At 70.4% G+C, this 24,319-nt stretch carries 21 protein-coding genes; 7 read left to right on the top strand and 14 right to left on the bottom strand.

Going from position 1 to position 24,319, the window contains the following annotated elements; all coding sequences use genetic code 11:
- Positions 1–196: 196 nt before the first annotated feature.
- Positions 197–1,861, bottom strand: a complete 1,665-nt coding sequence (locus tag GRX01_RS12145; RefSeq protein WP_159667695.1) for a flippase activity-associated protein Agl23 — start codon at positions 1,859–1,861, stop codon at positions 197–199.
- A 183-nt stretch (positions 1,862–2,044) separates the two neighbouring features.
- Between GRX01_RS12145 and GRX01_RS12140 the strand changes: the two genes are divergently transcribed.
- The 3 genes from GRX01_RS12140 to GRX01_RS12130 all read left to right on the top strand — a co-directional run bounded on the left by GRX01_RS12140 (position 2,045) and on the right by GRX01_RS12130 (position 4,314).
- Entirely contained in the window at positions 2,045–2,371 is a 327-nt protein-coding gene (locus tag GRX01_RS12140; RefSeq protein WP_159667692.1) for a hypothetical protein, read from the top strand.
- 84 nt (positions 2,372–2,455) lie between these two features.
- Positions 2,456–2,902: a universal stress protein gene (locus GRX01_RS12135; protein WP_159667690.1), complete on the top strand. Its 447-nt coding sequence runs from the start codon at positions 2,456–2,458 to the stop codon at positions 2,900–2,902.
- A 128-nt stretch (positions 2,903–3,030) separates the two neighbouring features.
- Positions 3,031–4,314 carry an amidohydrolase gene (locus tag GRX01_RS12130; protein WP_159667687.1) on the top strand — a complete coding sequence of 428 codons (1,284 nt, stop codon included), beginning with the start codon at positions 3,031–3,033 and terminating at the stop codon, positions 4,312–4,314.
- Between the two features lie 317 nt (positions 4,315–4,631).
- Here the strand turns inward: GRX01_RS12130 and GRX01_RS12125 are convergent, their stop codons facing one another.
- The 8 genes from GRX01_RS12125 to GRX01_RS12090 all read right to left on the bottom strand — a co-directional run bounded on the left by GRX01_RS12125 (position 4,632) and on the right by GRX01_RS12090 (position 14,544).
- Entirely contained in the window at positions 4,632–6,002 is a 1,371-nt protein-coding gene (locus GRX01_RS12125) for a geranylgeranyl reductase family protein (protein ID WP_159667684.1), read from the bottom strand.
- 90 nt (positions 6,003–6,092) lie between these two features.
- Positions 6,093–6,557, bottom strand: a complete 465-nt coding sequence (locus tag GRX01_RS12120; protein WP_159667681.1) for a hypothetical protein — start codon at positions 6,555–6,557, stop codon at positions 6,093–6,095.
- Between the two features lie 77 nt (positions 6,558–6,634).
- Positions 6,635–7,747: an ABC transporter permease gene (locus tag GRX01_RS12115; protein ID WP_321168068.1), complete on the bottom strand. Its 1,113-nt coding sequence runs from the start codon at positions 7,745–7,747 to the stop codon at positions 6,635–6,637.
- Positions 7,744–9,012: an ABC transporter permease gene (locus GRX01_RS12110; protein WP_159667678.1), complete on the bottom strand. Its 1,269-nt coding sequence runs from the start codon at positions 9,010–9,012 to the stop codon at positions 7,744–7,746. Before GRX01_RS12110 ends, GRX01_RS12115 begins: the two co-directional genes overlap by 4 nt.
- Complete coding sequence (locus GRX01_RS12105; protein WP_159667675.1) at positions 9,005–10,639, bottom strand: ABC transporter ATP-binding protein; 1,635 nt, start codon at positions 10,637–10,639, stop codon at positions 9,005–9,007. Before GRX01_RS12105 ends, GRX01_RS12110 begins: the two co-directional genes overlap by 8 nt.
- A 175-nt stretch (positions 10,640–10,814) precedes the next feature.
- Positions 10,815–11,969 (bottom strand): BMP family lipoprotein, encoded by a 1,155-nt coding sequence (locus GRX01_RS12100; RefSeq protein WP_159667670.1) that lies wholly within the window; start codon positions 11,967–11,969, stop codon positions 10,815–10,817.
- Positions 11,970–12,028: 59 nt separating this feature from the next.
- Positions 12,029–13,390 carry a phosphomannomutase gene (locus GRX01_RS12095; protein ID WP_159667667.1) on the bottom strand — a complete coding sequence of 454 codons (1,362 nt, stop codon included), beginning with the start codon at positions 13,388–13,390 and terminating at the stop codon, positions 12,029–12,031.
- A gap of 248 nt (positions 13,391–13,638) precedes the next feature.
- Complete coding sequence (locus tag GRX01_RS12090) at positions 13,639–14,544, bottom strand: DMT family transporter (RefSeq protein WP_321168067.1); 906 nt, start codon at positions 14,542–14,544, stop codon at positions 13,639–13,641.
- A gap of 221 nt (positions 14,545–14,765) precedes the next feature.
- On the opposite strand from GRX01_RS12090, the gene GRX01_RS12085 reads away from it, so the two are divergent.
- Positions 14,766–15,074 (top strand): acylphosphatase, encoded by a 309-nt coding sequence (locus tag GRX01_RS12085; RefSeq protein WP_159667664.1) that lies wholly within the window; start codon positions 14,766–14,768, stop codon positions 15,072–15,074.
- A 31-nt stretch (positions 15,075–15,105) separates the two neighbouring features.
- On the opposite strand, the gene GRX01_RS12080 is transcribed toward GRX01_RS12085, so the two are convergent.
- The 4 genes from GRX01_RS12080 to GRX01_RS12065 all read right to left on the bottom strand — a co-directional run bounded on the left by GRX01_RS12080 (position 15,106) and on the right by GRX01_RS12065 (position 20,542).
- Positions 15,106–17,649, bottom strand: a complete 2,544-nt coding sequence (locus tag GRX01_RS12080; protein WP_159667660.1) for an efflux RND transporter permease subunit — start codon at positions 17,647–17,649, stop codon at positions 15,106–15,108.
- Positions 17,646–19,199: a COG1361 S-layer family protein gene (locus GRX01_RS12075; protein WP_159667657.1), complete on the bottom strand. Its 1,554-nt coding sequence runs from the start codon at positions 19,197–19,199 to the stop codon at positions 17,646–17,648. Before GRX01_RS12075 ends, GRX01_RS12080 begins: the two co-directional genes overlap by 4 nt.
- Before the next feature lie 86 nt (positions 19,200–19,285).
- On the bottom strand, positions 19,286–20,005 hold the full coding sequence (locus GRX01_RS12070; protein WP_159667654.1) for a DICT sensory domain-containing protein: 720 nt from the start codon (positions 20,003–20,005) through the stop codon (positions 19,286–19,288).
- A gap of 96 nt (positions 20,006–20,101) precedes the next feature.
- Positions 20,102–20,542 (bottom strand): hypothetical protein, encoded by a 441-nt coding sequence (locus GRX01_RS12065; RefSeq protein ID WP_159667651.1) that lies wholly within the window; start codon positions 20,540–20,542, stop codon positions 20,102–20,104.
- Between the two features lie 251 nt (positions 20,543–20,793).
- On the opposite strand from GRX01_RS12065, the gene GRX01_RS12060 reads away from it, so the two are divergent.
- The 3 genes from GRX01_RS12060 (at position 20,794) to GRX01_RS12050 (ending at position 23,596) form a co-directional block, all read left to right on the top strand.
- On the top strand, positions 20,794–21,246 hold the full coding sequence (locus GRX01_RS12060; RefSeq protein ID WP_159667648.1) for a DoxX family protein: 453 nt from the start codon (positions 20,794–20,796) through the stop codon (positions 21,244–21,246).
- 137 nt (positions 21,247–21,383) lie between these two features.
- A complete protein-coding gene (locus GRX01_RS12055; protein WP_159667645.1) occupies positions 21,384–22,454 on the top strand; it encodes an ATP-NAD kinase family protein in 1,071 nt (356 codons plus the stop codon).
- 110 nt (positions 22,455–22,564) lie between these two features.
- Positions 22,565–23,596, top strand: coding sequence for a phosphate signaling complex PhoU family protein (locus GRX01_RS12050; protein ID WP_159667642.1), 1,032 nt, complete (start codon positions 22,565–22,567; stop codon positions 23,594–23,596).
- 195 nt (positions 23,597–23,791) lie between these two features.
- Here the strand turns inward: GRX01_RS12050 and GRX01_RS12045 are convergent, their stop codons facing one another.
- The gene (locus GRX01_RS12045) at positions 23,792–24,199 is read right to left on the bottom strand and encodes a DUF7528 family protein (RefSeq protein WP_394351384.1); all 408 of its coding nucleotides are present in this window, start codon (positions 24,197–24,199) and stop codon (positions 23,792–23,794) included.
- Positions 24,200–24,319 lie beyond the last annotated feature (120 nt).

Genomic DNA, 24,319 nt, shown 5'->3' with positions numbered 1-24,319 from the left:
TCGGAAACCGGGACCACACCCGTCCGTGACCTGACTCTCACCGCGCGACGGTCAGCGGGTGCGAGGTCGACGAACCGGGGCCTCCGCGCGAACGGCGGGAGCCGTGCGCGCGTGCGGTCATCCGTCGCGTGTACTGACTGCCGAGGCGACTTCCGCTCGGCGGCGACCGCCTGTCAGCCACTACCCAGCGTTCCGATCACTGCTCGACGAACACGACGACCTGTCGGTTCCACAGCCCCAGACGGACGTCGTACTGCCGATAGCCGTCGCCGAGGTTCGTGTTCACCGTGACGCGGCGGTCGGGCGTCGTGACCACGACGGGGGGTGCGTCCGCGCCGAACCCGGCGGCAGTGCGCACGCTCGTGGTCTCGGCGTCGATCCGTTCGAAGTACCACTGGAGCGGGAGCCGCGCCCCCCACGCGTCGCGGTCCGCGGGGTCGACCGGTGGAAGCGCGTACTCACGGTCGGTGTACAGCCGGTCGCCGACGTACGCCACGTCCGCACCGTCCGAGCCGTCGCCGTCGGCGATCGCCGCGCCGGCGGCCGCGAGCATCGGCTCGATATCGTCGGACGGCTGGGCGAACTGCGCGAACTCGGATCCCGGTTCGGGGCTCGCGTACACGCCCGCGGCAGTCGCGCCGTAGCCGACGAGGCCCGCGGAGGCGACGAGCAGCGCCGCGACGAGCCACGCGGGGTCGCTCGCCCGGCCACACGACCGGAGCCCACGCGCGACCCACGCGAGTCCGACGGCGCCGGGAAGCGCGAGCAGCGGGACCACGTGGACCGCCGTCCACGGCTCCACACCCATCGAGGCGATCGGGAACGCGAGCAGTCCGAACCCGGCGGCGTACGCGCCGAAGCCGATCACGCCGCGCGCGTCGTCGCTGTAGCGGTCCCGGAGGAACCCGACGAGCCCGAACGCCAGCGCGGGCCACGCGGTCGCGACGAGGGTCCGGGCGTAGCCGGCGACCGCCGGGAGGAACGAGTTGCCGTCGGCCGGCGGCGCCAGCCGCGCGGCGAACCGGAGCGAGACGAACCGCTCCGGCGCCTCGACGAACGCGAACGCGACGGCCGCGGGCAGGGTGGCGGGGTTCCACAGCCCGGGGTCGGTGCCGCCGCCGCGCGGGGCGAACACCAACAGCGCGACCCCGAGGAACACGAACAGCGCGCGGGCGAGGATCGTCGACTCGGCACGGAGCCACGCGACGCCGGCCGCGAGGCGCGCGTGCGCCGCCGCCGGCGCCCCCTCGACGCGCGCCTCGTCGAGCACGAGCGCGCCGGCGACGAGCCACAGCGGGAGGTAGACGACCGCGAACCCGGAGGAGCCGAGCGCGAGCGCGAGCGCCGCCGCCGCCAGATAGATCGGCCATCGAGCGCCAGTCGTTCGGTGGCGGACGGCTCCCCCGACGACGACGAGACCGAACGCCGCCGCGAGCACGTCGCCGCGAAGGAACCGCGAGTAGTAGACGAGAAGCGGCGATCCCGCAAGCAGCGCCGCCAGCGCGACCGTCTCGTCGTCGCGAAGCGGGCCCCGGAACAGGAGCGCGGCCGCGGGGAGCGACCCGCCGACGAGCGCGACGGCCGAGCGAGCGGCCGCGTCGGAGGTACCGAGGAGGGCGATCGCCCAGCGAGTCGCGAGGTACACGACCGGACCGCCGGCAGCCGGCCGGTACGAGTACACGCCCGTATCGAGGTAGCGGAGCGTCCAGTAGCCGACGCGCCCCTCGCTCCAGTGGAACGGTCGACCCCCGAGGAACGCGAGGCGGGCGACGAGCGCCAGTGCGACGACGGCCGCGACCGCGAGGACGGTCCGGTCGAGCCCGCTCGACCGCATCGCGCCGGTGCCGTCGCCGTCGGACATACCCGGGCGTGTCCCCGCCGCGGTAGTATGTCTTCGGGTTTCTCCCGGTCCGAGGCCGCCGAGTCGACCCGCGGTCCCGGGGTCCGACGGGACGGTCGCCGCGAGGAAACGGTCGCCCCGTCGATGCGACGGTCGCCCCGTCGATGCGACACGCTCATTCCGTACGACCGCCGACCGACGGGTATGTCGCTGGTCGCATCCCTGCCGGGTCGCCCGCTCGCCGACGGCGAGATCGCCTCGTTGAACCGCGCCGACTCGATCGAACTCGCCGTCGCCGTCGAGAGCGACACCGACTCCGAGGCCGCCGAGGCCAACGCCGCCGACGCCGGCGCCGAGGGGTTGCTCGTCGCGACCGACTCGTGGGTGAAGGGGATCGACTTCCTCGGGGGTGCCTGGGATGTCGTCGAGTCGGTCGACATCGAGGACGACGAGGACCGCTACGACGCCCTCCGGGCGTGTGAGGACGCCGTCCGCGCGAACCGTTCGGACGCCTCGATCGACGCCGAGTGACCGCGGATCGGGAGCGGATGTCGTCGCGCCCGCCGACCTGTCCGGCCGCCGACTTTATCGACTGGCGACCGTAGATGGAGCCGTATGTACGACGAGATCCTAGTGCCGACGGACGGGAGTCCCGCCGCCGCCGCGGCCGTTGAGCACGCCGTGACGCTCGCCGACCGCTTCGACGCGAGACTACACGCGCTGTACGTCGTCGACGCGACCGCGTACTCGGCGATCGAGGCCGGGACCGACATCGTCGCCGAGGCGCTCGAGACCGAGGGTGAGGACGCCGTCGACCGTATCGCGGAGGCCGCCGACGACGCCGAGTTGCCCGTGGTCGAGTCGGTCGTCTCGGGCACGGCCTACCGCTCGATCCTCGAGTACGCCGACGACAACGACATCGACATGATCGTGATGGGGACCCACGGACGGCGTGGGCTCGACCGGTATCTCCTCGGGTCGGTGACCGAGCGGGTCGTCCGCTCGGCGAACCAACCCGTGTTGACGGTCCGAGAGCGGTCGGACGAGAACGGAGGGGAGTGATCGCGGCGGCGATGGCCGGAGTCGACCGTGAGCGCGCGGTGTGGGGTCGGATCGATCGGACACGCGGTCGAGCCGGTCGACCGTTCCGCGAGACACGGGTTTAAGCCCGACGCCCCGGACACCCGAGTATGAGCCAGACCGTCGCTCACGAGGACCTGTCGGCGTTTCGCCGCGACCTCCACCGTCACCCCGAGCCGGCGTGGTGCGAGTTCTACACCACCGCCCGGATCGTCGACGAGCTGGAGTCCCGGGATCTCACCGCCATCCACTACGGCCCCGAGATCCTCGGAAGCGAGCGGATGAACGTCCCCGACGACGACGAGCTCGACGAGTGGTTCGAGCGCGCCCGCGACGCCGGCGCGCGCGAGGACGTGCTCGCCGAGATCGAGGGCGGCTACACCGGCGCCGTCGCCGTGCTCGAACGCGGCGAGGGCCCGGTGATCGGCGTCCGCGTCGACATCGACGCGCTCCCGATCCTCGAGTCCGACGACGGCGACGACCACGCGCCCGCCGGGGAGGGGTTCCGCTCCGAGCACGAGGGGTACATGCACGCCTGCGGGCACGATGCCCACGCGACGTTCGGGCTGGGGCTGATCGACGAGATACTCGCCTCGGAGTTCGAAGGCACGCTGAAGGTGTTCTTCCAGCCCGGCGAGGAGCAGATCGTCGGCGGCAAGCCGATGGCCGACTCCGAGTTGATCGACGACGTTGAGTACTTCCTGGCGGCCCACGTCGGCCTCGACCACCCGACCGGGGAGGTCATCTGCGGCATCGACGGCTTCCTTGCCGTCTCACACTTCCTCGCGGAGTTCGAGGGCGAGCCGTCCCACGCGGGCGGCCATCCCGAACAGGGACGCAACACGGTGCAGGCCGCCGCGGCGGCCATCCAGAACCTCTACGGGATCTCCCGTCACGCCGACGGGCCGACCCGCGTGAACGCGGGGATCGTCGGCGGCGGCACCGCGACGAACATCATTCCGGAGGAGTCGTTCGTCGAGGGCGAGGTCCGCGGCGGCACCACCGAGCTGATGGAGTACATGGACGAGCGGGCGGAGACCGTGATCGAGTCGGCCGCCGACATGCACGAGGTCGACGTGGACATCGAGACCCTGGGACGGGCCCCCTCGGCGACCAGCGATCAGGAGCTCGCCGGACCGATCGCCGAGATCGCCGACGACGTCGACGGCGTGACGAACGTGATCGAGCGCGACGAGCTCGGCGGCAGCGAGGACGCGACGTACATGATGCAGGCGGTGCAGGACAACGGCGGCTACGCGAGCTACGTCGGCGTCGGAACCGACCACCCCGGCGGGCACCACACGAGCACCTTCGACGTGGAGGAGGAGTCGCTGGACATCGGGGTCGACTTCCTCACCGCCGCGGTGCTCGAGATCGCCGACCGACGTCCCTGAGGCGGGCCCTCACGCCGGGACGCTCGGATACGGATCCCGTCGCGGTCCCAACGTTCGGCCCGAGCGAGCGGCCTTTTGATCGCCATCAGAATCGCAGAGCGATCCTGATCAGCAGTCGGATTCGAAGGATCCGACCGCGTCACCAGACGCCTGCGGCGTCTGGTTAGCAGCAGGAACGCTTCGCGTTCCTCCAGCATCGACGGGGGTTGGCGGGGGTCGAGCGCGCCGAAGTTCTCGTGATCGGGGCGTACGAGAACACGGAAGACGAGCGGACCGAGTCTTTCGGAGGCGCGCGAGGTCCCGCGAAAGGTGGTCGGTTAGTACTTCGGCTCCGCGCCGGTCACGTCGTACACCTGCTCCATCAGCCGGTCTCGCTCGTCGCGCCACGGCTCGAACCCGCCGGGTCGCGTCGGGTAGCGGCCGTAGTGGTCCATCAGGTCGTCCGCGGCGCGTTTCGTCTTGTAGAACTCCCAGATCTGGCCCCAGTGGCCGTAGCTGTCCTTGATCACCTCGGCGACGAGCCGCGGTTTCACCGACGCGCTCCCGGAGTACAGCGCCTCCGCGAGGCTCTCGCCCGGTAGCGACGCGAGCAGGCCCATCAACTCGTCCACGTCGACGGCCGTCGAGAGGATGTTGTACACGTCGAGGGCGGCGTATCGGGAGCCGAAGTGGCCCATCACGCGCTCGTTGTAGTGCCACAGCGCCTCCTCGCTCACGTCGCCGGCGTCGATGGCCTCGACCGCCTGCTCGGCGGCGTACTTCCCGGCGTAGGCGGCGCCCGCGATGCCGCCGCCGGTGGTGGGGTTGACGTGGCCGGCGGCGTCGCCGGCGGCGATGAACCCCGGCGCGACCGCCGAGTCGTACGGGCGGCGGGTGGGCAGGGCTGCCCCGAGTTTGTCGGTCACTTCCGCGCCCTCGAACTCCGGACGGTTCCGGAGGTCCTGCTTCAGGTCGTCGACGAGCTTCATCGGCTCCTCGTTCATCTGGAAGCCGAGACCGGCGTTGATCTCGGTGTCCGTGCGCGGGAAGTACCAGAGGTAGCCCGCCGCGCGCTTCGTCGGCTTGAACACGAGCGCGTCGTCGTAGTCGACGGGTTCAGGCACCTCGACGACCTCGCGGTACGCCGAGCAGAACTGCGAGAACGACACGTTCGTGTCGAACGTCGCGTCCGCGAGGTCGGCCTTGTCCTGCAGGATCGACAGCGCACCCGCGGCGTCGATGGTCACCTCGGCGTCGTACTCGACGACCTCGCCCTTCCGCTTGGCGCGGACGCCCGTCACGCGGCCGTCGTCCGTCTGGGTCACGTCCTGAACGACGGTGTCGTAGTGGAACTCGACGCCGCGGCGCTCGGCGCCCGCGATGACGTTCCGGCCGTACTCCCAGCGGTCGATGACAGCGAGCTCGCCCGGGATCGGGATCTCGAGCACCGTGTCGTGGCTCGGGATCTCGAAGCGCCCGTGGTCCACGCCGGTGTTGGTGAACGCCGACTCAAGTTCCGGCTTCGGGATCGACTCCGGGAACTCGTCGGCGCCCTTGAGCGCGTCGCCGCAGGCGATGTGGCCCGCCTCCTCCTCGTCCTTCCGCTCGACGATGACGACGTCGAGGCCCGCCTCGGCGGCCGTGGCGGCGGCGTAACAGCCCGCCGTCCCCGCGCCGACCACGACGATGTCGGGCTCGTGGGTGGTCATTGTCCCACTTCGGTCGTGGGTCGTGAAAAAGCCAGTCGTTCGACGCGCGGGACGCCCGTTCGTGGCCGGAGCTCGTCAGTCCGCGGCCGGTCAGTGCGATCCCCCGTCGGCGACGCCCGTCTCAGCGCGTTCGGAGCCGCCCTCGGCGGCTGCGCCCACGACGGAGTCGGTCCCCCCGTCGTCCGCGACGCCCTCGACGACCGCCTCCACGTCGTCGCTGACACGGTCGCTCACGCGACTCGACAGCGCCTCCACCGGGAGGTCGACCCCCTCCTCGACGGCGCGGCTCTGGACGCGGAGGAACGCGGCCGTCCGACCGACGCGACGGAGAAGCAGCCCCACCGCGACCCCGGCGACCAGCGGGACCGGGGAGACGGCAGAGAGCACGCCCGTCAGACTCGACGGTCGCGAGAGCGAGACGCCCGACAGCGCCGCGACCGCGTCGCCAAGTCCGAGGAACAGCCCGGCGGCGACGACGGCCAGCCCGACCAACGAGGCCCCGAACGCCAGAACGTGATAGTACGCAGACCACTTGAGCGCGGTTGAGACGTTCACGACCGACAACAAAGCTGTCCTCGTTCTGAAACTGCCGGATGGACAGCGCGGTTCGGTCGCGAAATAAACCGACGACGCTACTCCTCGCCGGACTCGTAGTGCTCCCCGGCCGCCTCGGGCAGCCGCGTCCGGCCGAACAACGCGAGCACGACGATGACCGACACGTACGGGATGGTCCGCACGAGCGGGCGCGGGATCGCGAGCACGTTCTGTCCCTGTAGCGACAGCTGAAGCGCGTCCAGCCCCGCGAACAGCAGCGTCGAGAGCATCGCGCCGATCGGGTTGTAGTTGCCGAGCAGGTACGTCACGATGGCGATGAACCCCTTCCCGTTGACCATCGTCGGGCCGTTGCCGACGAACTGGCCGAGCGACAGCGACAGCGCCGCGCCGCCGACCCCCGCGAGCACGCCCGAGAGGATCACCGCCGCGTAGCGCACCCGGGAGACGTCGACGCCTGCCGTGTCGAGCGCTCTCGGGTTCTCGCCGGAGGCGCGCACCCAGCGTCCGAAGAAGGTGCGGTTGAGCGTCCACCATGACGCCGCGACGGCGACGAACATCAGGTACACCACCGGCGACGCCTCGAACAGCGCACCGAGGAAGGGGATCCCCGCGAGCGCCTCCAGTCCGGCGACGACCGTCGTCGAGACGACCGGGATCCCCGTGTTCGCGAGGAGTTGATCGATGCCGGGGAACGTCGCGCCCGCGCTCGCGTTCGTCGACCCGAACACGACCGTGGAGGCGAACGGGGCGAGTCCGAGCGCGATGAGCCAGATCGCCAGTCCGGCGATGATCTGGTCGGCGCGGAACTCGATGCAGACGATCGCGAACAGCAGGGCGAGCAGCGACGAGGCGAGCACGCCCCCGAGGAGGCCCAGCCACACCGATCCGGTGATCGAGGTGACGTACACGCCGCCGAACGCCGAGACGATGAGCAGCCCCTCCAGCCCGATGTTGATGACGCCGGACTTCTCGGCGAAGATGCCGCCCAACGCGGCGAAGGCGATGGGCACCGACAGCCGAAGGGCGGCCGCGAGCGTCGACTTCTGGAACAGCAGCGCGAGGACGGCGAGCAACACGTCGGCGTGGCCGGCGAGCGCGATCCCGACGGCCGCGAGCAGCGCGACCCCCACGCTCGCCGCCGCGATCCGCGTGCGCGTTCCCAGCCCGTCGACGGCGTCGACGACGCTCACGCCTCCTCACCCCCGTCGGTCGCGACGGCGTCGCGACTCCCCCCGAACCGGTCCCGCACGTCGACGCGCTGGCCGATCATCCGGAAGAACTCCGGCATCGCCACGAACAGGACGATGAGCCCGCGGAGGACGCCCACGAGCTGCGGCGGCACGTCCGTCCCCACGTCGACGACGATGGATCCGGACTTCAGCACGCCGAACAGCAGCGCCGCCGCGATGGCGCCGACCGGGTTGTTGCCGGCGAGGATGGAGACGGTGATGCCGTCGAAGCCGTAGTCCGGCACGCCGGTCTGGAAGTTCCCCGCGATCGTCAGGACGTACACCGCGCCGCCGATCCCGGCGAGCGCACCCGACAGCGCCATCGAGGTGACGACCGTCCGCGCGGCGTTGACGCCGCCGTACTCGGCGGCCTCCGGCTGGATGCCGCTCGTTCGCACGTCGTAGCCGAACGAGGTCCCGCGCAGCAGGTACGCGATCCCGACGGCGACGGCGATCGCCAGCGCCAGCGCCAACAGCGAGGCGTCGGTGCGCCCGGGGAACAGCGGCTGCGGGAACAGCGCGTACTCGGGCAGCGTCCGCGTCTGGTTGGCGAAGCTGTCGGGGGCCTTGAACGGCCCCGAGGCGAGATACAGCGCGAACGAGGTGGCGACGAAGTTGAGCATGATCGTCGTGATCACCTCGTTGGCGTCGGCGTACGCCTTCAGCGCGCCCGGGATGGCGCCCCAGATCCCCCCGACGAACGCGCCGACTGCGAGTCCCAACGGGACGAGGACGAGCGTGCCGACGAGCCCCGACACGGCGCCGGAGAACCCGTACACCACGAGCGCGCTGGCGAGCGCGCCGAACACGAGCTGGCCCTGCCCGCCGATGTTGAACACGCCGGCCTTGAACGCCACCGCGACGGCGATCCCGGTGAACACGAGGACTGTGGTCTCCGAGATCGTCGTGGCGAACTGTCCGTTGAGCGGGTTCGCGAGGAAGTCGCCGAACGCGCCGAGGAACAGGCTGTCGTACACCACGAACGGGTCGTAACAGAAGCCGACACCGAACACCGAGTACGCCGCCGACCCACACGAGGTCATCCGTCCCGCCACGAGGATGAGGAGGAAGCCGATCGCCACCGAGAGCAGCAGCGCCGACCCCGAGATGAACAGCCGCTCGGTCGCGCTCGCGGCGACGAGGCGGTCGAGCGCGTCGAACAGCCGGTCGCGAGGGAGTCGAGCGGGGACCGAGTCGTCCGATCCACCCCCGTCGGCGTCAGTCATCCGCCACCTCCGCGTCCGCGTCGTCTCGCGAACGAGGTCCGGCGTCGGCGACACGCTCGGCGCGCGGGACGTCCTCGGGGCGCTCGCCGGCCATCATGAGCCCGAGCTGCTCCTCGGTCACCTCGTCGGGATCGACCACGTCGACGATCCGGCCGCGGTACATCACCGCGAGGCGGTCGGAGAGCCCGCGGACCTCGTCGAGCTTCGAGGAGACCAGAAGCACCGCCCGGCCCTCGTCGCGGAGGTCGACGAGCCGGTCGTGGATGAACTCCGTCGACCCGATGTCGACCCCGCGGGTCGGGTGCGACGCGACGATGCACGACGGCTCCCGCGAGAACTCGCGACCGACGATGAACTTCTGCTGGTTGCCCCCCGACAGCGACTTCGCCTCGGCGTCGGCGTCCGGGGGGCGGACGTCGTACTCCTCGATGATCTCGCTCGCGTGCCCCTCGGCACGGTCCCAGTCGAGGCGGCCGCGCTCGGCGAACGGAGCGTCGTGTTGGGAACCGAGCACGCCGTTCTCCGTGAGATCGAAGTCCATCACGAGCCCGCGGTCCTGGCGGTCCTCGGGGATGTACGCCATGCCCGCGCGGGTCCGCTCCCGGCGAGAGGCGTGCGTCACGTCGCGCCCCGCGAGTTCGACGCGACCCTCCTCGAGGGAGTGGAGTCCGGTGACGACCTCCACGAGCTCCGACTGTCCGTTGCCGTCGACGCCGGCGATGCCGAACACCTCGCCCTCGCGGACGGAGAAGGAGACGTCGTCGACGGCCACCACGTCGCGGTCGTCGACGGCGGTGACGCCCTCGACCGAGAGCGCCGTCTCGCCCGGGGTCGCGGGGGGCGTCTCCGTCTCCAGCATCACCTCGCGGCCGACCATCAGCTCCGCGAGCTCCTCGCGGGTCGTGTCGGCCGTCCCGACGGTTCCGACGTTGCGCCCGTCGCGAAGGACCGTCACCTCGTCGGCCGCCTCCAGCGCCTCGCCCAGCTTGTGCGTGATGAAGATGACCGTCTTCCCCGCGTCGGTCAGCTCCTCGAGCACATCGAACAGGTCCTCGACCTCCTGCGGGGTGAGCACCGCCGTCGGCTCGTCGAGGATGAGCACCTCCGCGCCGCGATACAGCGCCTTCAGGATCTCGACGCGCTGTTGGACGCCGACGCCGATGTCCTCGATGCGGGCGTCCGGCTCCACGTCGAAGCCGTACCGCTCCGACAGCTCCAGTACGGCCTCCCGGGAGGCGTCGCGGTCGACGGCGAGGCCGCCCCACTTGCGCGGCTCGTTGCCCAGCGTGATGTTCTCGGCGACGGTCATCGGGTCGACAAGCATGAAGTGCTGGTGGATCATCCCGACGCCGGCGTCGATCGCGTCGCCGGGGGAGTCGAACCGTCGCGGCGCGTCGGCGACCGCGCCGTCGTCGTCGTACGTCAGGCCGTCCCCGTCGACGTACACGTCACCCTCGGTCGGCTCGTACAGCCCGTAGAGGACGTTCATCAGGGTGGTCTTGCCCGCGCCGTTCTCGCCGAGGAGGGCGTGGACCGTCCCCCGCTCGACCGAGAGCGTGACGTCGTCGTTTGCGACGACGCCGGGGAAGCGCTTCGTTATCGAGTCGAGGCGGACGGCCTCCGTCATGTCACCGAGCGTTTCGGCGGGGACGGGATAAACGGCGCGTTTCGTCGGAACGACCGTTCAGGAATTCGGACAGTCGGACGATGTACCACACGGTATCGGTGGAATACGAGAGATCGATTCGAGTCCGGTCCACGACGATCGCCCCGTTCTCACGCAGCGAGCGTGAGGGAGAGGGTTACTCGGGGCTGTCGGGGACGGAGATCTCGCCGTCGACGATGGCCTCGCGCGACGACTGGACCTCCGAGGCCACCTCGTCGGGGATCTGGTCGCCGAGTTCGGTGCCGTAGACGATGTCGACGCCGTCCTCGGCCAGACCGAGGCTGGTCGCCGTGCCGCCCTCGAAGTTTCCGTTGACGGTCGTCTCCGCGGCGTTGTAGACGGCGGTGTCGACGCGCTTGACCATCGACGCGAGGATCACGTCCTGGTAATCGGTCGTCACCGACTGGTCGCGGTCGACGCCGATGGCGAACTTGCCCTCGTCGCGGGCGGCCTGGAAGACCCCCACGCCGGTGTTCCCAGCCGCGTGGTAGATGATGTCGGCGCCGGAGCTGTACATCGACAGCGCGGCCTCCTGGCCGGCGGAGGGCTCCGAGAAGCTGCCGGTGTACGTGGTCTGGACGTCGACGTCCTCGTTGGCGGCCTTGACGCCGGCGGTGAAGCCGGCCTCGAACTTCGCGATGAGCGAGGACTCGACGCCGCCGACGAAGCCGACGTTCGTGGAGTCGCCCGAGGTGGAGGAGTCGCCCGCGGAGAACGACCGGCTCGTGAGCAGGCCGGCGAGCTGGCCGACGAGGTACGAGCCCTCGTGTTCCTTGAACGTGTACGAGCGGACGTTGTCGGCGTCGACGACGCTGTCGACGATCATGAAGTCCTGGTCTGGGTAGTCGGGCGCGGTCTGTGAGAGCGCGTCCGCCTGCAGGAAGCCGATGCACGACACGAGGTCGTAGTCGGGGTCGGTCGACTGCGCGTACTGGGTCTGGTAGGTGCTGAACTGCGACACGGAGTCGGGCTCGGACTCGTCGTACGAGAGGTCGAACTCGTCGGCGGCCTGCTGGATCCCCGTCTGGGCCTGGTCGTTGAACGAGCCGTCGCCGAGCCCGCCGGTCGCGTACACCATCCCGATGTTCGTCGTCTCCGAGCCGGACGCCTCCGTCTCCGTCTCGGTCTCGTCGGACCCGTCCGAGCCGTCGGAGCCGTCGGAGCCGCCGCCGTTCGAGTCCCCGTCGGAACCGCCCGACTCGGGGCCGCCCGAACAGCCGGCGAGCCCGACGAGGCTCGCCGCGCCGACGCCTTTCACGAACTTCCGCCTGTCGAACCGGTCAGTGTCCATACGTGCGATCCCGACGGAAGAGGGGTTAAAATCGTCGCATCGCCCCGGCGAGCGTCGGCTCAGCTGACAGCTTCGACGGCCGACTCGACGACGCCGGCGACCTCCTCGACGAACGGGTCCACGTCGTCGTGTTCCGCGTAGACGCGGACGTACGGCTCCGTGCCGGACGGGCGAACGAGCGTCCACGAGGCGTCGGGGAACGTGAGCCGGACGCCGTACTCCGGGTCCACCTCGGCGTCGGGGAACGCCGCCGGCAGCGTCTCCGCGAGCCGGTCCATCGCGGCGGCCTTGTCGTCGTCGGGGCAGGCGACGCTGACCTTCCGGTACGGTCGTTCGGTGACGGGCGCTCGCAGCCCCTCCAGCCCCTCCTCGGCGACGAGCCGAGTCACCACCGCCGCGCTGGCGACGGCGTCGATCCAGTCTCCGAAGTCGGTGTGGACGTGCTTCCACGGCTCGGCCGCGAAGGCCACGTCGCCGCCGGACTCGCGAACGGACGCGATGCCGTCGTGGAGGTATCCCAGCGCGACGCGCTCGACGCGCCCGCCCGCCGACTCGACGCGCTCGTCGATGCGGCCCGAGGCGTTCGGCGTCGTCACGACGACCGGGTCCGCGGCGTCGCTCGCCCGGACGTACCGCTCGGCGAGGATCGCGAGCACCGTGTCCTCGTGGACGACCTCGCCGTCGCCGTCGACGACGACGATCCGGTCGCCGTCGCCGTCGTGGCCGATGCCGAACTCCGCGCCCCCGTCGCGGACGAACTCCCGGAGGTCCGTCAGCGACTCGGGCGTCGGCTTCGACTCGCGTCCAGGGAAGTGGCCGTCGACGGTGGCGTTGAGCGTCACCACGTCGGCGCCCAGTTCCCGCAGCACCTGCGGGGTCGCGACCGCGGACATCCCGTTGCCGCAGTCGACGGCGACGCGGACGCCCTCGGGGTCGGCACCGAACCCGCGGGCGTACTCGACGACCGCCGAGCGGTACGCGTCGAGCACGTCCCCGTCGACGCCGTCTCCCCATTCGTCCCAGTCGGTCGGGTCGACGCCGTCGGCAACGCGCCCCTCGATTGCCGTCTCCGCGGCCTCGCCGTACTCGACGCCGTCGACGAACGCCTTGACGCCGTTGTCGGTCGGCGGGTTGTGCGAGGCGGTGAGCATGACGCCGCGGCGCCCTCGCGAGGCGAACGCCAGCGCCGGGGTCGGCACCTGACCGATCCGGCGAACCGTTGCGCCCGCCGACGCGAGGCCCGCCTCGGCGGCGGCCGCCAACGCGGGGCCGGTGACGCGCCCGTCCCGTCCGACGACGAACTCCCGGTCGCCGGCCTCACGGGCGTGATCGCCGAGCGCCCGCGCCACGTCGAGGACGAGCTCCGGCGTGACGCGCTCGGTGACGTCGCCGCGGATGCCGGCGGTTCCGAACAGGTCCATACCGGACCGTCCGTGGCTGTGCCCAAGACTCCCTCGGTCCCGAACCGGCCCCGAAGGGAGGCGACGGCGGTCGCCGGCGAGGGTTCAAATCCGATGCCGGGACCACACGTCCCGATGCGCTGACCGCGGCCCCGGCGCGGGAGCGGGTGTGCGACGGCACGCGCCGGGGAACCGACACGTGGCGACGCCGTCGTCTGTCAGCCCACGTCGAGCCGCCGGCGTCGAGATGGCTCGCACGCCGCCGCCGGTCAGATCCCGTCGGCGGCGGTGCTCACCAGCCAGATCCCCGCCGCCATCGTCGCACCCCCGACGACGAACCAGGGCCCGATCGCCTCCCCGAGCAGCGCGGCGCCGAGCGCCGCGCCGACGAGTGGCTGGGCGAAGAAGAACGCCGCGACGGTGCCCGCGGACACCGTCTCCAGCCCCTTGTACCAGAGGTACCACGCCGCAGCCGTCGAGCCGAGGCCGAGGTACGCGACGGCGAGCAGCGCGCCCGGCGACGCCATCGCCGCGAGCGGCGGCGACCGCACCGCCAGCTCCGCGGCCGACAGTACCGCCAGCACGGGCAGGGATGCGAGACAGGAGTACGTCGCCGCCGTGAGCGCCGAGTACTTGCGGACGAGCGGCACTCCCCAAACGGTGTAGCCGGCCCACGCGAGGCTCGCGAGGACGAGCGCGCCCACTCCGGCCGCGCTCGCGCCGCCGAGACGCGTCAGGTCGTACTGCCCGGCGAGCACGAGGAGCGTGCCGGCGGCGGCGAGCGCCATCCCCCCGGCCGACCGCCGGGTCACCTCCTCCCCGAGCACCGCCGCGCCGAGGACGACCGTGAAGACGGGGGTCAGCACCGTCAACAGCGAGCCCTGGCTGGCGTTCGTCAACTCCGTGCCGAGGAACTGGCTGGCGATAGTGACGGCCACCCACCCGCCGAGGACGGCGAACCCCCGGTAGTCCGCCCGGTCGACCGTGACGCCACGGGCATGGACGACCGCGTACAGCGCGACGGCGCCGACGACGACGCGGAGGAACCCGAGCGTGAGCGGCGGGATCAGGTCGAACCCCCACTTGCTCACGACGTACATCCCGCCCCAGATGGCCGACGCCGCGAGCGGCGCGAGCGCGGCCACGTACCGGCGGCCTCCGACCGGGTCGCTCACGATCCGATCCGGGTGACGGGATCGGTTCGAAGTCGGATCCGTGGAGACATCTCGTCGGGAGCGTGTCGCCGTGGGGTTGAATGGTTCGCGGTTCCGGCACGTCGTGGCGGTCGTCACGGGAGCGCCTCCGCCAGCGCGGTTCCGACGTGCTCGCGTCCCGACCCACGGACGGCCGGCGAACGGCCGCCGGCTTTTCGACCCTCGGTCGCCCACCGACGGGTATGAGCGACGACACGGGAACGACCGGCGACGCGACGGACCGGGTCCGCGCACACGTGTTCGTGTCCGGGCGAGTACAGGGAGTGTTCTATCGGGCGAACACTCGCGACGCCGCGCGCGAACGGGGCGTCGACGGCTGGGTTCGCAACCTCGACGACGGGCGCGTCGAGGCGGTGTTCGAGGGATCCCGCGACGCCGTCGAGGAACTGGTCGAGTGGTGCCACACCGGAAGCCCGAGCGCGCTCGTCGAGGACGTCGCGGTCGAGCACGGCGAACCGGACGGGGAGGAGGGGTTCACGATCCGTCGATAGCGGCCGGGCCGGAGCGCCGACCGCGATGCCCTCAGTCGGCGGCCGTCGGCTCCGGTCCCTCGTCGCCGTCGAGGAACGACACCGAGAGCCCGGAGCCCGTGTCGACCGGGCGGTCGGGGTCGTGACCCCTGAGCCCGTCCCAGACCACCAGCGCCGACGGGAGCACCAGCATCGACGTGAGGAACGAGTAGAGGATCGACAGCGCCGTGAGCGTCCCGAACTGTCCGAGGATGCTCAACACCGAGAACACGAGGACGCCGATGCCCGTCGTCGTCGTGAGCATGCTCCCGAGGAGGGCGCCCCCGGTTCCCCGGACGGTCCGCTCCAGCGCGGTGACGAGGTCGTGTTCGCCGCGCTCGTCGATGAACCGGTGGACGACGTGAACGGAGTAGTCGATCCCCAGCCCGATCGTCAGCGAGAGGATCGTCGCCGTGAACGCGTTGAACGCGATGCCGGCGAGCCGCATCGTCGCCGCCACGAGCGCGACCGAGACGACGATCGGGACGGTGTTGACGAGGCCGAGCGACGGCAGGCCCTCGATCACGCCGTAGATGACGACCAGGAACACCACCGTGAGCGACAGCGCCACGGCGAGGCTCTGGACGGCGGAGACGAAGATCAGGTCCGACACGGCGGCGAACACCACGGTGCTGCCGGTCGCGACCGCGACGCCGCTCGTGTCCCGATAGCGGTCGGCGACCGCGCGTCCGTCGGCCGTCACCGCCGACTGGTCGGCGTCGGCCTCCGTCGAGTACACCACCTGCGTGCTCCGTCGGTCCTCGGAGAGGTACTGCAGCGCCCGATCGCGCGAGGACGACGACAGCAGGTAGTCGTAGATCTCCCCGAGGTTGTCGTCGGGGATACCGTTCGCGTTCCGGTCGTTGCGGTTCACGAGCCGGCGGAACTCGGGGTCCGACGCGGCGCGCTGCCGGATCACCGTCACGATGCTCTGTGACTCCGCACGCCGGCCCTCCGAGACGAACGTGCTCGGCGGATCCTTCCCCATCCGATGGATCTCCTCGAGCCTCGTCGAGTCCTCCATGTCGCCCTCGACGTAGATCGTGACCGACCCGCCCTGGCTCGCGGTGAACTTCTCCTCGAGGAAGTTGAGCGTCGCGACGGCCGAGTAGTCGCTGGGAGCGAACGGCTCGGGGAGTTCCTGCAGGTAGTCGGGCGTCTCTTCCGGCGGCAGGAAGTCCTCCTGCGAGAACGACGTGGAGATCCCCGCCGCGTAGCCGCCCGAGACCGCCGTGAGGACGACCACGAGCGCGAGGAACACCCGCGGCGCGCGCTCGCCGACGGAGACGCCGACGCGGAGCACGCTCGCGAGTCCGCTCCCCTCGGCGCCGAGCGGCGTCTGGGAGAACGTCGGGATGGGAATGGCGTCGCGACGTTGGTCGATGAGCACCTTCGCGGCCGGGAGGAAGATCCCGAACAGGAGGAAGGTGAACAGGATGCCCGCGGCCGCGACCAGACCGAACTCCCGGATCGGCGTGAGGTCGGACGTGAGGTTCGCGAGGAAGCCGATGACCGTCGTCCCCGTCACGATGAAGAACGCCACGAGGAGCTGCCGGACCGCCAGGTCCATCGCGTCAACGACGCCGTGGCCGTCCTCCCGGTCCTCACGGTACCGGTTCACCGCGTGGATGCCGAAGTCGATCCCGACCGCGAGCAGCAGCGGCGGCACCGAGATCATCATCTGGCTGAACGGGATCCCGACGAGCCCGAGGAACCCGAACGTCCACACGACCGCCAACAGCAGCGCGAACGACCCCAACAGGAGGTCGATGAGGTCGCGGTAGGCGACGATCAGAAAGCCGATGATCAGCAGGACCGCCGCGGGGGTGACGATGAGCAGCGAGTCGGTGATCACCGACGAGAACTCGGCGGAGATGATCCCGGACCCGAAGACCGTGATGTCGCCGCCGACGGTGTCGACGACGCGCTGGCTCCGGAGCTGGATGTCGGTCAGCGGGCTGGAGCCGCTCTGCCCGGCGGCCGCGCCGCCGCTTCCCGCGCCGGGTATCTCGTGGGTCACGACGCCGATCGTGGCCGACGCCGACGCCGACTTCGCGTTGAAGTCGTCGGACACGCCGCCGGTGAACGCCTGATTGTCCGCGTTCTCGCGGACCGCCCGATCGATCTCCGTGGGGGTCGACCGTTCGAGCGTACGGATCTGCGCCTCGGTCGTGGTCGCGTTCGGGTCGATCGTCCGCGCGATCGTCGCCGCCGGGGACGACACCCCGACCACGCGCAGGCCGTCCGTCTCCTGAAGCCGGTCTTGCGCCTCGAGCATCCGCAACAGCGCGGGCTTCGAGAGGACGTTCCGGTCCCGCTGGACGAGCTGTGTCGAGCCGGTGTCGTCGGCGAACGACGGCCCGAAGTCCCGCTGGATGTCCGACAGCGCCTCCTCGGCGGGGATCCCCGAGGTGAACTGCTCCGTGCCGGCGGCCGTCGAGACGTTCGCCAGTCCGCCGGCGAACACCAGCGTGAGCAGCAGGAACGCCGCGACGATCCGCCCGGGACGCTCCGTGATCTCCGTGGCGACCGCGGCGGTGATCCCCTCGTCGCTCATCTGTTGCGCCGGAGGTAGACGGCGACGCCGATCCCGAGGACCACGACGACCGCCGCGATCCCGATTGCGCCGACCGGCAGGCCGTCCCCGCTCGGCTCGGCCGCCTCGACCGGCACCCTGTACGTGTCCGAGAGCAGGGTGTCACCGTCGTCGGTCTCGTATCGGAAGTCGACGCTCGCGGGGTACGTCTTGCCGGCGGTCGCGGTGCCGGCCATGGAGAGGTCGAACGTCACCTCCCTCGTCTCGCCGGGCTCGATCGCGTCGATGAACCCCTCGTCGTCCCCGGACGACAGCGGCGCGTCGAGGAACAGCTTCGCCGACACGTCGCGAATCGTCTCCTCGAGGTTGTTCGTCACCTCGAGGCTGAACGTCCCGCCGCTCCCGACCTCGACCGTCCCGTTGACGGCACTCACGTCGAACTCGTCGCGCGACTCGGCGATCGAGACCGGCGCGTCGATCGAGTCGCCGGTCCGCTGGGTTCCCTCGTCGTCTCGGTACTGGACGCGCAGCGTGAACTGGCGGGGTCCCGCCTCGGCGGCGTCCGACACCTCGATGTCGAACGCGAACTCGGCGGAGTCGCCCGGTTCGAGCGTTCCGACGGCGACCTCCGACTCCAGCGGCGAGACGTTCGGGTTCGTCGTCTCGAACAGGACGACCGCGTTCGTCACGGTCTGCTCGCCGGTGTTGGTCACGGTGCCGGTTACCTGTCCCTCCTCGCCGACCCGGAGGGTGCTTGCGAGGTCGTCGACCCCGAACGCCTGTTCGGGCAGCGGAACCACGCCGAACGAGAGCGAACGCGAGGTGGCCGACGCGCCGCCCTCGGCCTCGTACTCGACGGTCGCGTCGACGGCGTACTCACGCGTCTCGGCCGACTCGACGAGCGACGCGTCGACCTCGACGGTCCGGGTCTCGTTCGGGCCGAGCGTGCCGACGAACCGACGCGCGCTCGCGGAGCGACCGAAGGTGAGGTCGTCGTTGCCCGACTGGAGCGCGAGCACCGCGTTCCGGGCCGACTCCCCGCCGACGTTGCGAACCGTCACCGCGACGGTGCCCGACCCGCCGACCGGGGCGGCCGACTCGACGTCCTCGAGCTGGAACCGAGCGCGTTCCTGCACGCGGACCGTCGCGTACACCGTCGTCGTGAGCACCTCGTCCTCGTCGTCCTCGTCGCGGTACTTGACGGTGATCGGGACCCGGTGTTCCCCGCCGGGAATGTCGGCCGCGACGTCGATCTGTACCGTCACCGATCGGGTGGCGCTGTCGCTCATTCGGCCGAGTTCCCTGGTGGCCGAGAGCACGTCGATCCCGTCGATATCCCCGACCGTGGCGTTCACGTCGAGCGCCGGCTCGACGTCGTCGTCGCGGTCGGCGGCGTCGTTCGTGAGTTCGACGGTGAGTTCCTGGGTCGTCCCGGGCTGGAGCACCGGCTCCGACACGTCCGTCTCGAACCGGGGGTCCTCGTCGGCGGTGGCGACCCCGACGAACCCCGCGCCGACCGCGGAGAGGATCAGTAGTGCTGCGATCACAAGCGTCTGTGGGCGGCGTGACATCGGTCTTGTCTGAACGTTCAGTCAGGGACGCATATAATCTGTGTGAAACCGGACCGCGTCCGGGAGTCGCCGATCGCGACGGAACGCTACGCGGGGATCGCGTACGCCTCCTGGAGGTGGTCGATCACCGTCGCGACGGTGGTCGGCTCGTAGGTCCAGAACCCGTAGAATCGGCGGTCGTCGGGCTCGCCGCGCTCCTCGGCGAGGAGCAGACAGGCGTCGGCGGGGTCGCCGCCCCCGTCGAACGCGACGAACCACGAGCGCCGGATCTCGTCGGTGTCCTCCTGATGTATCGACACGCCCTCGATATCGGGCGCGTCGTCGCTCGGGGCACAGTAGGCGTGGACGTCGATGTCCTCGGTCGCGAGGTCCTCGTAGACGCCCTTCTGCGCGCGGATCGCCTCGACGCGTTGGAACCCGGCGTGGAGCTCACCCGACCCCACGCGCCACGCGCGGTCCTCCATCTCCCGGGTCGCCGCCATCATCCGTGGGATGTCGTAGGAGGTGAACGTCGTCCCGTCGAGGTGTTCGAGGATCGGTGCGAACGCGGACTCCTCGCCCGGCCCGACCGCGACGTCACCCTCGAGGTGCCGGAGGTCGACGGCTGCGAGCACTTCGTCGTCGTGTTCGTCCGAGAGCACGACGTATCCCGAGAGACCGCTGTCGGTGGTGCCCTCCTCGATCCGGACGGCCTGGGAGGCGAAGTACTCGCGAAGTTCCGCGACCGCGTCGTCGTTCGGCGGATCGAACACCGTCAGGCGCTTCTCCCGACCCTTGACGGCGTCGATAACCCCACGGAGTGACATCTGGTCTCGGGTGTGATACATCGGGCACCGATAAAAGCCTATCACCGACGTGCACCCACATCGACACACCAATCGTCCGACACGACCGAGCGCTCGTCACGCCGACGCGACGCCGAACTCGGCCAGCGAGTCGATCACTACGTGCGCCTCGACGACGGCCCGCTCCTCGGTCATCGGGTCGTCGACGGCCGCCAGCGTCTCCTCCGCGTCCGCGAGCATCCGCGCCTCCAACTCGGTCTGATCGGGCTCGTCGCGGGTGTCGTTCAACAGCGCCTCGAAGTCCTCGCGCAGGTCGAAGGACGCCCGTGCGACGTTACACCGCGAGAGCGGGTTCATGCCGAGGTCGACGACGAGGTCCGTGACCGTCTCCCAGTCGGACTCACAGAAGTGGATCGACACCTCACCGACGATGTCCCGCCAAGCGATCGGGTCGGAGTGTTTCATCAACTGAACCGCTCGCGGCGGGATGTCGATCCGAGCGGCCGTTTCCGGGGAATCACACAGGCAACACGGCTGCTCGGTTCGCCCCGTGTACATGGGTGACTGGTGGGGCCGGACGGGGAAACCTCCGTCGCCACCGGCGGTCGGGTCGCGACCGTCGCGGCTCCTCGATCCATTGATAGAATTCTGACTATATAGGAACGCCACGGTCGCTGGACCGAGGGCGAGTTCGAGATACCTGCCCCTGAGAGTCTTCTACGGGTTCCAAGGTAACGGTAACGCGGGCGTAACCCGGTTACTTCTATGTCAGGGAAATAATAAGTCGGTGCGACGTGTACGGAGGAGTGATGCTCGATACGATCCTGCTTCAGGGTGCGTCAGACCTGTTCAACAGCGCCGGCTCCGCGGAGGTCTTCCTCCTCGCGCGGCTCCTGTTCGGCTTCGTCCTCGCGTTCATGGGACTGAATCACTTCATGATGACCGACGGCCTCGCGGGCTACTCGGAGGCGAAGGGGATCCCCGCGCCCCGGCTCGCGACGCTGTTCTCCGGCGGCCTGTTGATATTCGGCGGGCTGGGCGTCGCCACGGGCGCGTTCGTCACGCTCGCGGCCGGCGGGCTCGCGGTGTTCCTGCTGGTGTCGGCGGTCACGATCCACGACTTCTGGGTGGTGCCCGAGGACCAGCAGCAGGACGAGATGACCTCGTTCCTCAAGAACGCCGTCATGGCGGGCGCGTCCCTGGCGTTCCTCGCGCTCTCGTCGGCGCCGTGGCCGTACGCGCTGGACCTCTCGCTCCTGTAAGCGGTCCGCACAGCGTTCGTTCGTCCGCTCGTTCCCGAACCGACTCCGTTCTCCTTCGGCAGTGAACCGCCTCCCCGACAGCGACGCGATCCCGTCGAGCCGGCGGGCTTTTGTCGCCGGCGCGTCCTCCGATCGACATGCGAATCGGGTTCCTGCTCAACCCCGTCGCGGGGATGGGCGGCCGGGTCGGGCTGAAGGGCACCGACGGGAAGGTCGCCGAGGCCCGCGCCCGCGGCGCCGAGCCGCGGGCACCCGACCGTGCCCGCCGAGCGCTCGACGCCCTCGCCGAGCGCGCCCCCGACGCCGAACTGCTGGCGTGGGGTGATCCGATGGGGGCGACCGAGGCCCGCGAGGCCGGCTTCGCCCCGGAGGTGCTCGGCGAACCCGCGGACAGCGATGCGGGAAGCGACGCCGAGGACACCCGCCGCGCCGTCGACGCGTTCCGCGAGGCCGGCGTCGACCTCGTGTTGTTCGTCGGCGGCGACGGCACCGCCGCGGACGTGGCGGAGGCGCTGGAGGGGAGCGACGTCCCGATGCTCGGCGTTCCCGCGGGCGTGAAGGTGTACTCGTCGGTGTTCGCCGTCTCCCCGGAGGACGCCGCGTACGTGGCCACGACGTTCGAGCGCGCCGAGCGCCGCGAGGTGATGGACATCGACGAGGACGACTATCGCGAGGGGGAGGTCCACCCCGAACTGCGCGCCGTCGCGCACGTCCCCGTCGCCGAGCGGCTTCAGTCGGGCAAGCAGACCGGCGGCGGCACCGTCGAGTCGCTGGCGACCGGCGTCGCCGACGACGTTCGCGCGCGCCCGGAGACGACGTGGGTGCTCGGCCCCGGCTCGACCGTCGGCGAGGTGAAGGAGCAGTTGGGGTTCGAGGGGTCGCCCATCGGCGTCGACGTGTACCGGGACGGCGACGTGCTCGCGCTCGACGCCGCGGAGGCAGAGATCCTCGACTCGCTGGGCGAGGACAACGTCATCGTCGTCACCCCCATCGGCGGACAGGGGTTCGTCTTCGGCCGCGGCAACCCCCAGCTGTCGCCGGCGGTGATCCGCGAGTGCGATCTGGAGATCGTCGCCTCGCGGGACAAGCTCGACGACCTGCGGGTGTTGCGCGTCGACACCGACGACCCCGAACTCGACGAAGCGCTCCGGGGGTGGGTGAAGGTGCGGGTCGGGCGCTTCGAGCGCCGGATGATGAAGGTCGTGTGAGTCTCGTCGCCGGCCCGCACTTGAACCGGAGGGTCGATCCTTACATAATCGCCCAAGTATATAATGGACATAGGGTCAAGGTTAAGGTCGTATAGAGACTCGCCTCGCGTATGGAGACGCGGAAGGTCCAGCGGCTGGGCCCCTCGACGCTGGCGATGACGCTGCCGGCCGAGTGGGCGAAAGAACAGAACGTGGAGAAGGGCGACGAGGTGTCGCTCCGGATGGGCGGCAAGGGGACGCTGACGGTGCTGCCCGAGTCCGCGAGCACCGAGGACGCGGAGGCGACGCTGCACGCCGACAACCTCGACGCGGACGCGCTGGAGCGCGCGATCCTCGCGCAGTACGTGCTCGGGCGGCGCGTCATCAACATCACCACGAAGGAGGGCGCGCTCGGCTCGGACCACATCAACGCGGTGTACAAGGCCGAGACCCAGCTCATGGGGCTGGGCGTGATCGAGGAGACGCCGGAGAACATCGCCATTCGGTGTTCGGTGGACCCCGAGGACTTCACGCTCGACAACCTGCTGGAGCGTCTGGAGAACACCGGCTCGACGATGCGCGGGGAGGCGGTGAAGGCGCTCGCGCACGGCAACGCCGACCTCGCCCAGCGCGCGCTCAACCGCGAGCGGCAGGCGAACAAGATCTTCGTCCTCCTCCTGCGGCTCATCTTCACGGCCTACCAGAACCCGAACCTCGCGCGCGCCGTCGGGCTGGACTCCGGGTTCCCGCTCATCGGCTACCGCTCGATCGCGAAGAACCTCGAACTCATCGCGGACAACGCCGAGGACATCGCCGAGATCGCGATGGAGGCCGAGGGCAACACCCTCGACGTGGACGAGTCGACGATGCGGCGCATCCGCGACTTCACCGATCAGGTCGACGAGATCACCGAGATGGCCGTCGAGTCGGCGGTCAAGCGCGACTACGCGCTCACTATCGAGGTGAAGTACCTCTTCCAGGAGCTGAAGGACCGCGAGCAGGACATCCTCGCCGACCTCCCGGAGATGTCGAACGCACAGCTGCTGCAGGTGCGCGAGGTGCTCGTCAGCCTCCAGGAGACCGCCCAGTACGCGATGCGGATCGCGGAGGTGTCCGCGAACCTCGCGCTCAACGAGGAGAACGAGTTCGTGACGATCGAGTAGGGCGGGACGCGAGGCGGAGCCGAGCGTCTCGGGTACCGGCGGCGCGGTCTCCGTGCCGCGCCGCCGATAAAAGAGCGGGACCGACCACCGGGAGGTCCCGGAAAGCGAGCGGGGAGCGAGGTCGATCGCAGGAAGACCCCGGCGGAACGGCGACCCAGCGAGGTCCCCGACCGCGACGCGTTCGCGGTCGCGGCCCTACTCCTCCGCCTCGGCAACCGTCTCAGTCCCCCCGTCGTGCTCGGCCTTCTCTGCGCTGAGGGGGTTTCGACGCCGGATCCGACAGTCGAACGCCGGGTGTTCGGCGAAGTGCCGGATCAGCATGTGTCGCCGCGAGCCGGTGATCCCGGTTCGGCCCACGTCGTCGGCGTCGAACCGGTCCGGCAGCCGGTCGTACAGCCGGACGAGCGCGTCGAAGGAGTCGAACACCTTCGCGTTGCCCGCGGAGTCGGCGGCCTTGCGCGAGACGACGTAGCTCCCGTCGGTGCGAAACTCGCCGGCGGTGCGGAAGAACTCCCGACGCTCGGTCAACGCGTCCCCCAGCGACTCCAGCAGGTCGGCCGCGGCCTCGCGTGTCAGTTCGTGCGTCTGCCCGTCCACCTCCACGACGATGCCATCGCCGTCCGGGGAGGCGGTTACGTTACCGTCCGAGAACTCGATCAGGAGCGGATGGACTCCGGAACATACCCGGACGTGTCCGCCCGAGGACAAAGCCTTGTCGGCGCT

Origin of the sequence: Halobaculum saliterrae, assembly GCF_009831625.1 — an archaeon.
Classification (GTDB): Archaea; Halobacteriota; Halobacteria; order Halobacteriales; family Haloferacaceae; genus Halobaculum; species Halobaculum saliterrae.
The sequence above is the reverse complement of the archived record's forward strand: the minus strand, read 5'-3'. Positions and strand labels throughout refer to the sequence as shown.

Bases quoted from the DNA above. Each gene is read 5' to 3' on its own strand.
- GRX01_RS12055 (WP_159667645.1), top strand. From the start codon at position 21,384: ATGCGAATCGGGTTCCTGCTCAACCCCGTCGCGGGGATGGGCGGCCGG.
- GRX01_RS12105 (WP_159667675.1), bottom strand. From the start codon at position 10,639: ATGACGGAGGCCGTCCGCCTCGACTCGATAACGAAGCGCTTCCCCGGC.
- GRX01_RS12075 (WP_159667657.1), bottom strand. From the start codon at position 19,199: ATGTCACGCCGCCCACAGACGCTTGTGATCGCAGCACTACTGATCCTC.
- GRX01_RS12145 (WP_159667695.1), bottom strand. From the start codon at position 1,861: ATGTCCGACGGCGACGGCACCGGCGCGATGCGGTCGAGCGGGCTCGAC.
- GRX01_RS12080 (WP_159667660.1), bottom strand. From the start codon at position 17,649: ATGAGCGACGAGGGGATCACCGCCGCGGTCGCCACGGAGATCACGGAG.
- GRX01_RS12095 (WP_159667667.1), bottom strand. From the start codon at position 13,390: ATGGACCTGTTCGGAACCGCCGGCATCCGCGGCGACGTCACCGAGCGC.
- GRX01_RS12085 (WP_159667664.1), top strand. From the start codon at position 14,766: ATGAGCGACGACACGGGAACGACCGGCGACGCGACGGACCGGGTCCGC.
- GRX01_RS12135 (WP_159667690.1), top strand. From the start codon at position 2,456: ATGTACGACGAGATCCTAGTGCCGACGGACGGGAGTCCCGCCGCCGCC.
- GRX01_RS12050 (WP_159667642.1), top strand. From the start codon at position 22,565: ATGGAGACGCGGAAGGTCCAGCGGCTGGGCCCCTCGACGCTGGCGATG.
- GRX01_RS12060 (WP_159667648.1), top strand. From the start codon at position 20,794: ATGCTCGATACGATCCTGCTTCAGGGTGCGTCAGACCTGTTCAACAGC.
- GRX01_RS12065 (WP_159667651.1), bottom strand. From the start codon at position 20,542: ATGTACACGGGGCGAACCGAGCAGCCGTGTTGCCTGTGTGATTCCCCG.
- GRX01_RS12070 (WP_159667654.1), bottom strand. From the start codon at position 20,005: ATGTCACTCCGTGGGGTTATCGACGCCGTCAAGGGTCGGGAGAAGCGC.
- GRX01_RS12110 (WP_159667678.1), bottom strand. From the start codon at position 9,012: ATGACTGACGCCGACGGGGGTGGATCGGACGACTCGGTCCCCGCTCGA.
- GRX01_RS12130 (WP_159667687.1), top strand. From the start codon at position 3,031: ATGAGCCAGACCGTCGCTCACGAGGACCTGTCGGCGTTTCGCCGCGAC.
- GRX01_RS12140 (WP_159667692.1), top strand. From the start codon at position 2,045: ATGTCGCTGGTCGCATCCCTGCCGGGTCGCCCGCTCGCCGACGGCGAG.
- GRX01_RS12100 (WP_159667670.1), bottom strand. From the start codon at position 11,969: ATGGACACTGACCGGTTCGACAGGCGGAAGTTCGTGAAAGGCGTCGGC.
- GRX01_RS12125 (WP_159667684.1), bottom strand. From the start codon at position 6,002: ATGACCACCCACGAGCCCGACATCGTCGTGGTCGGCGCGGGGACGGCG.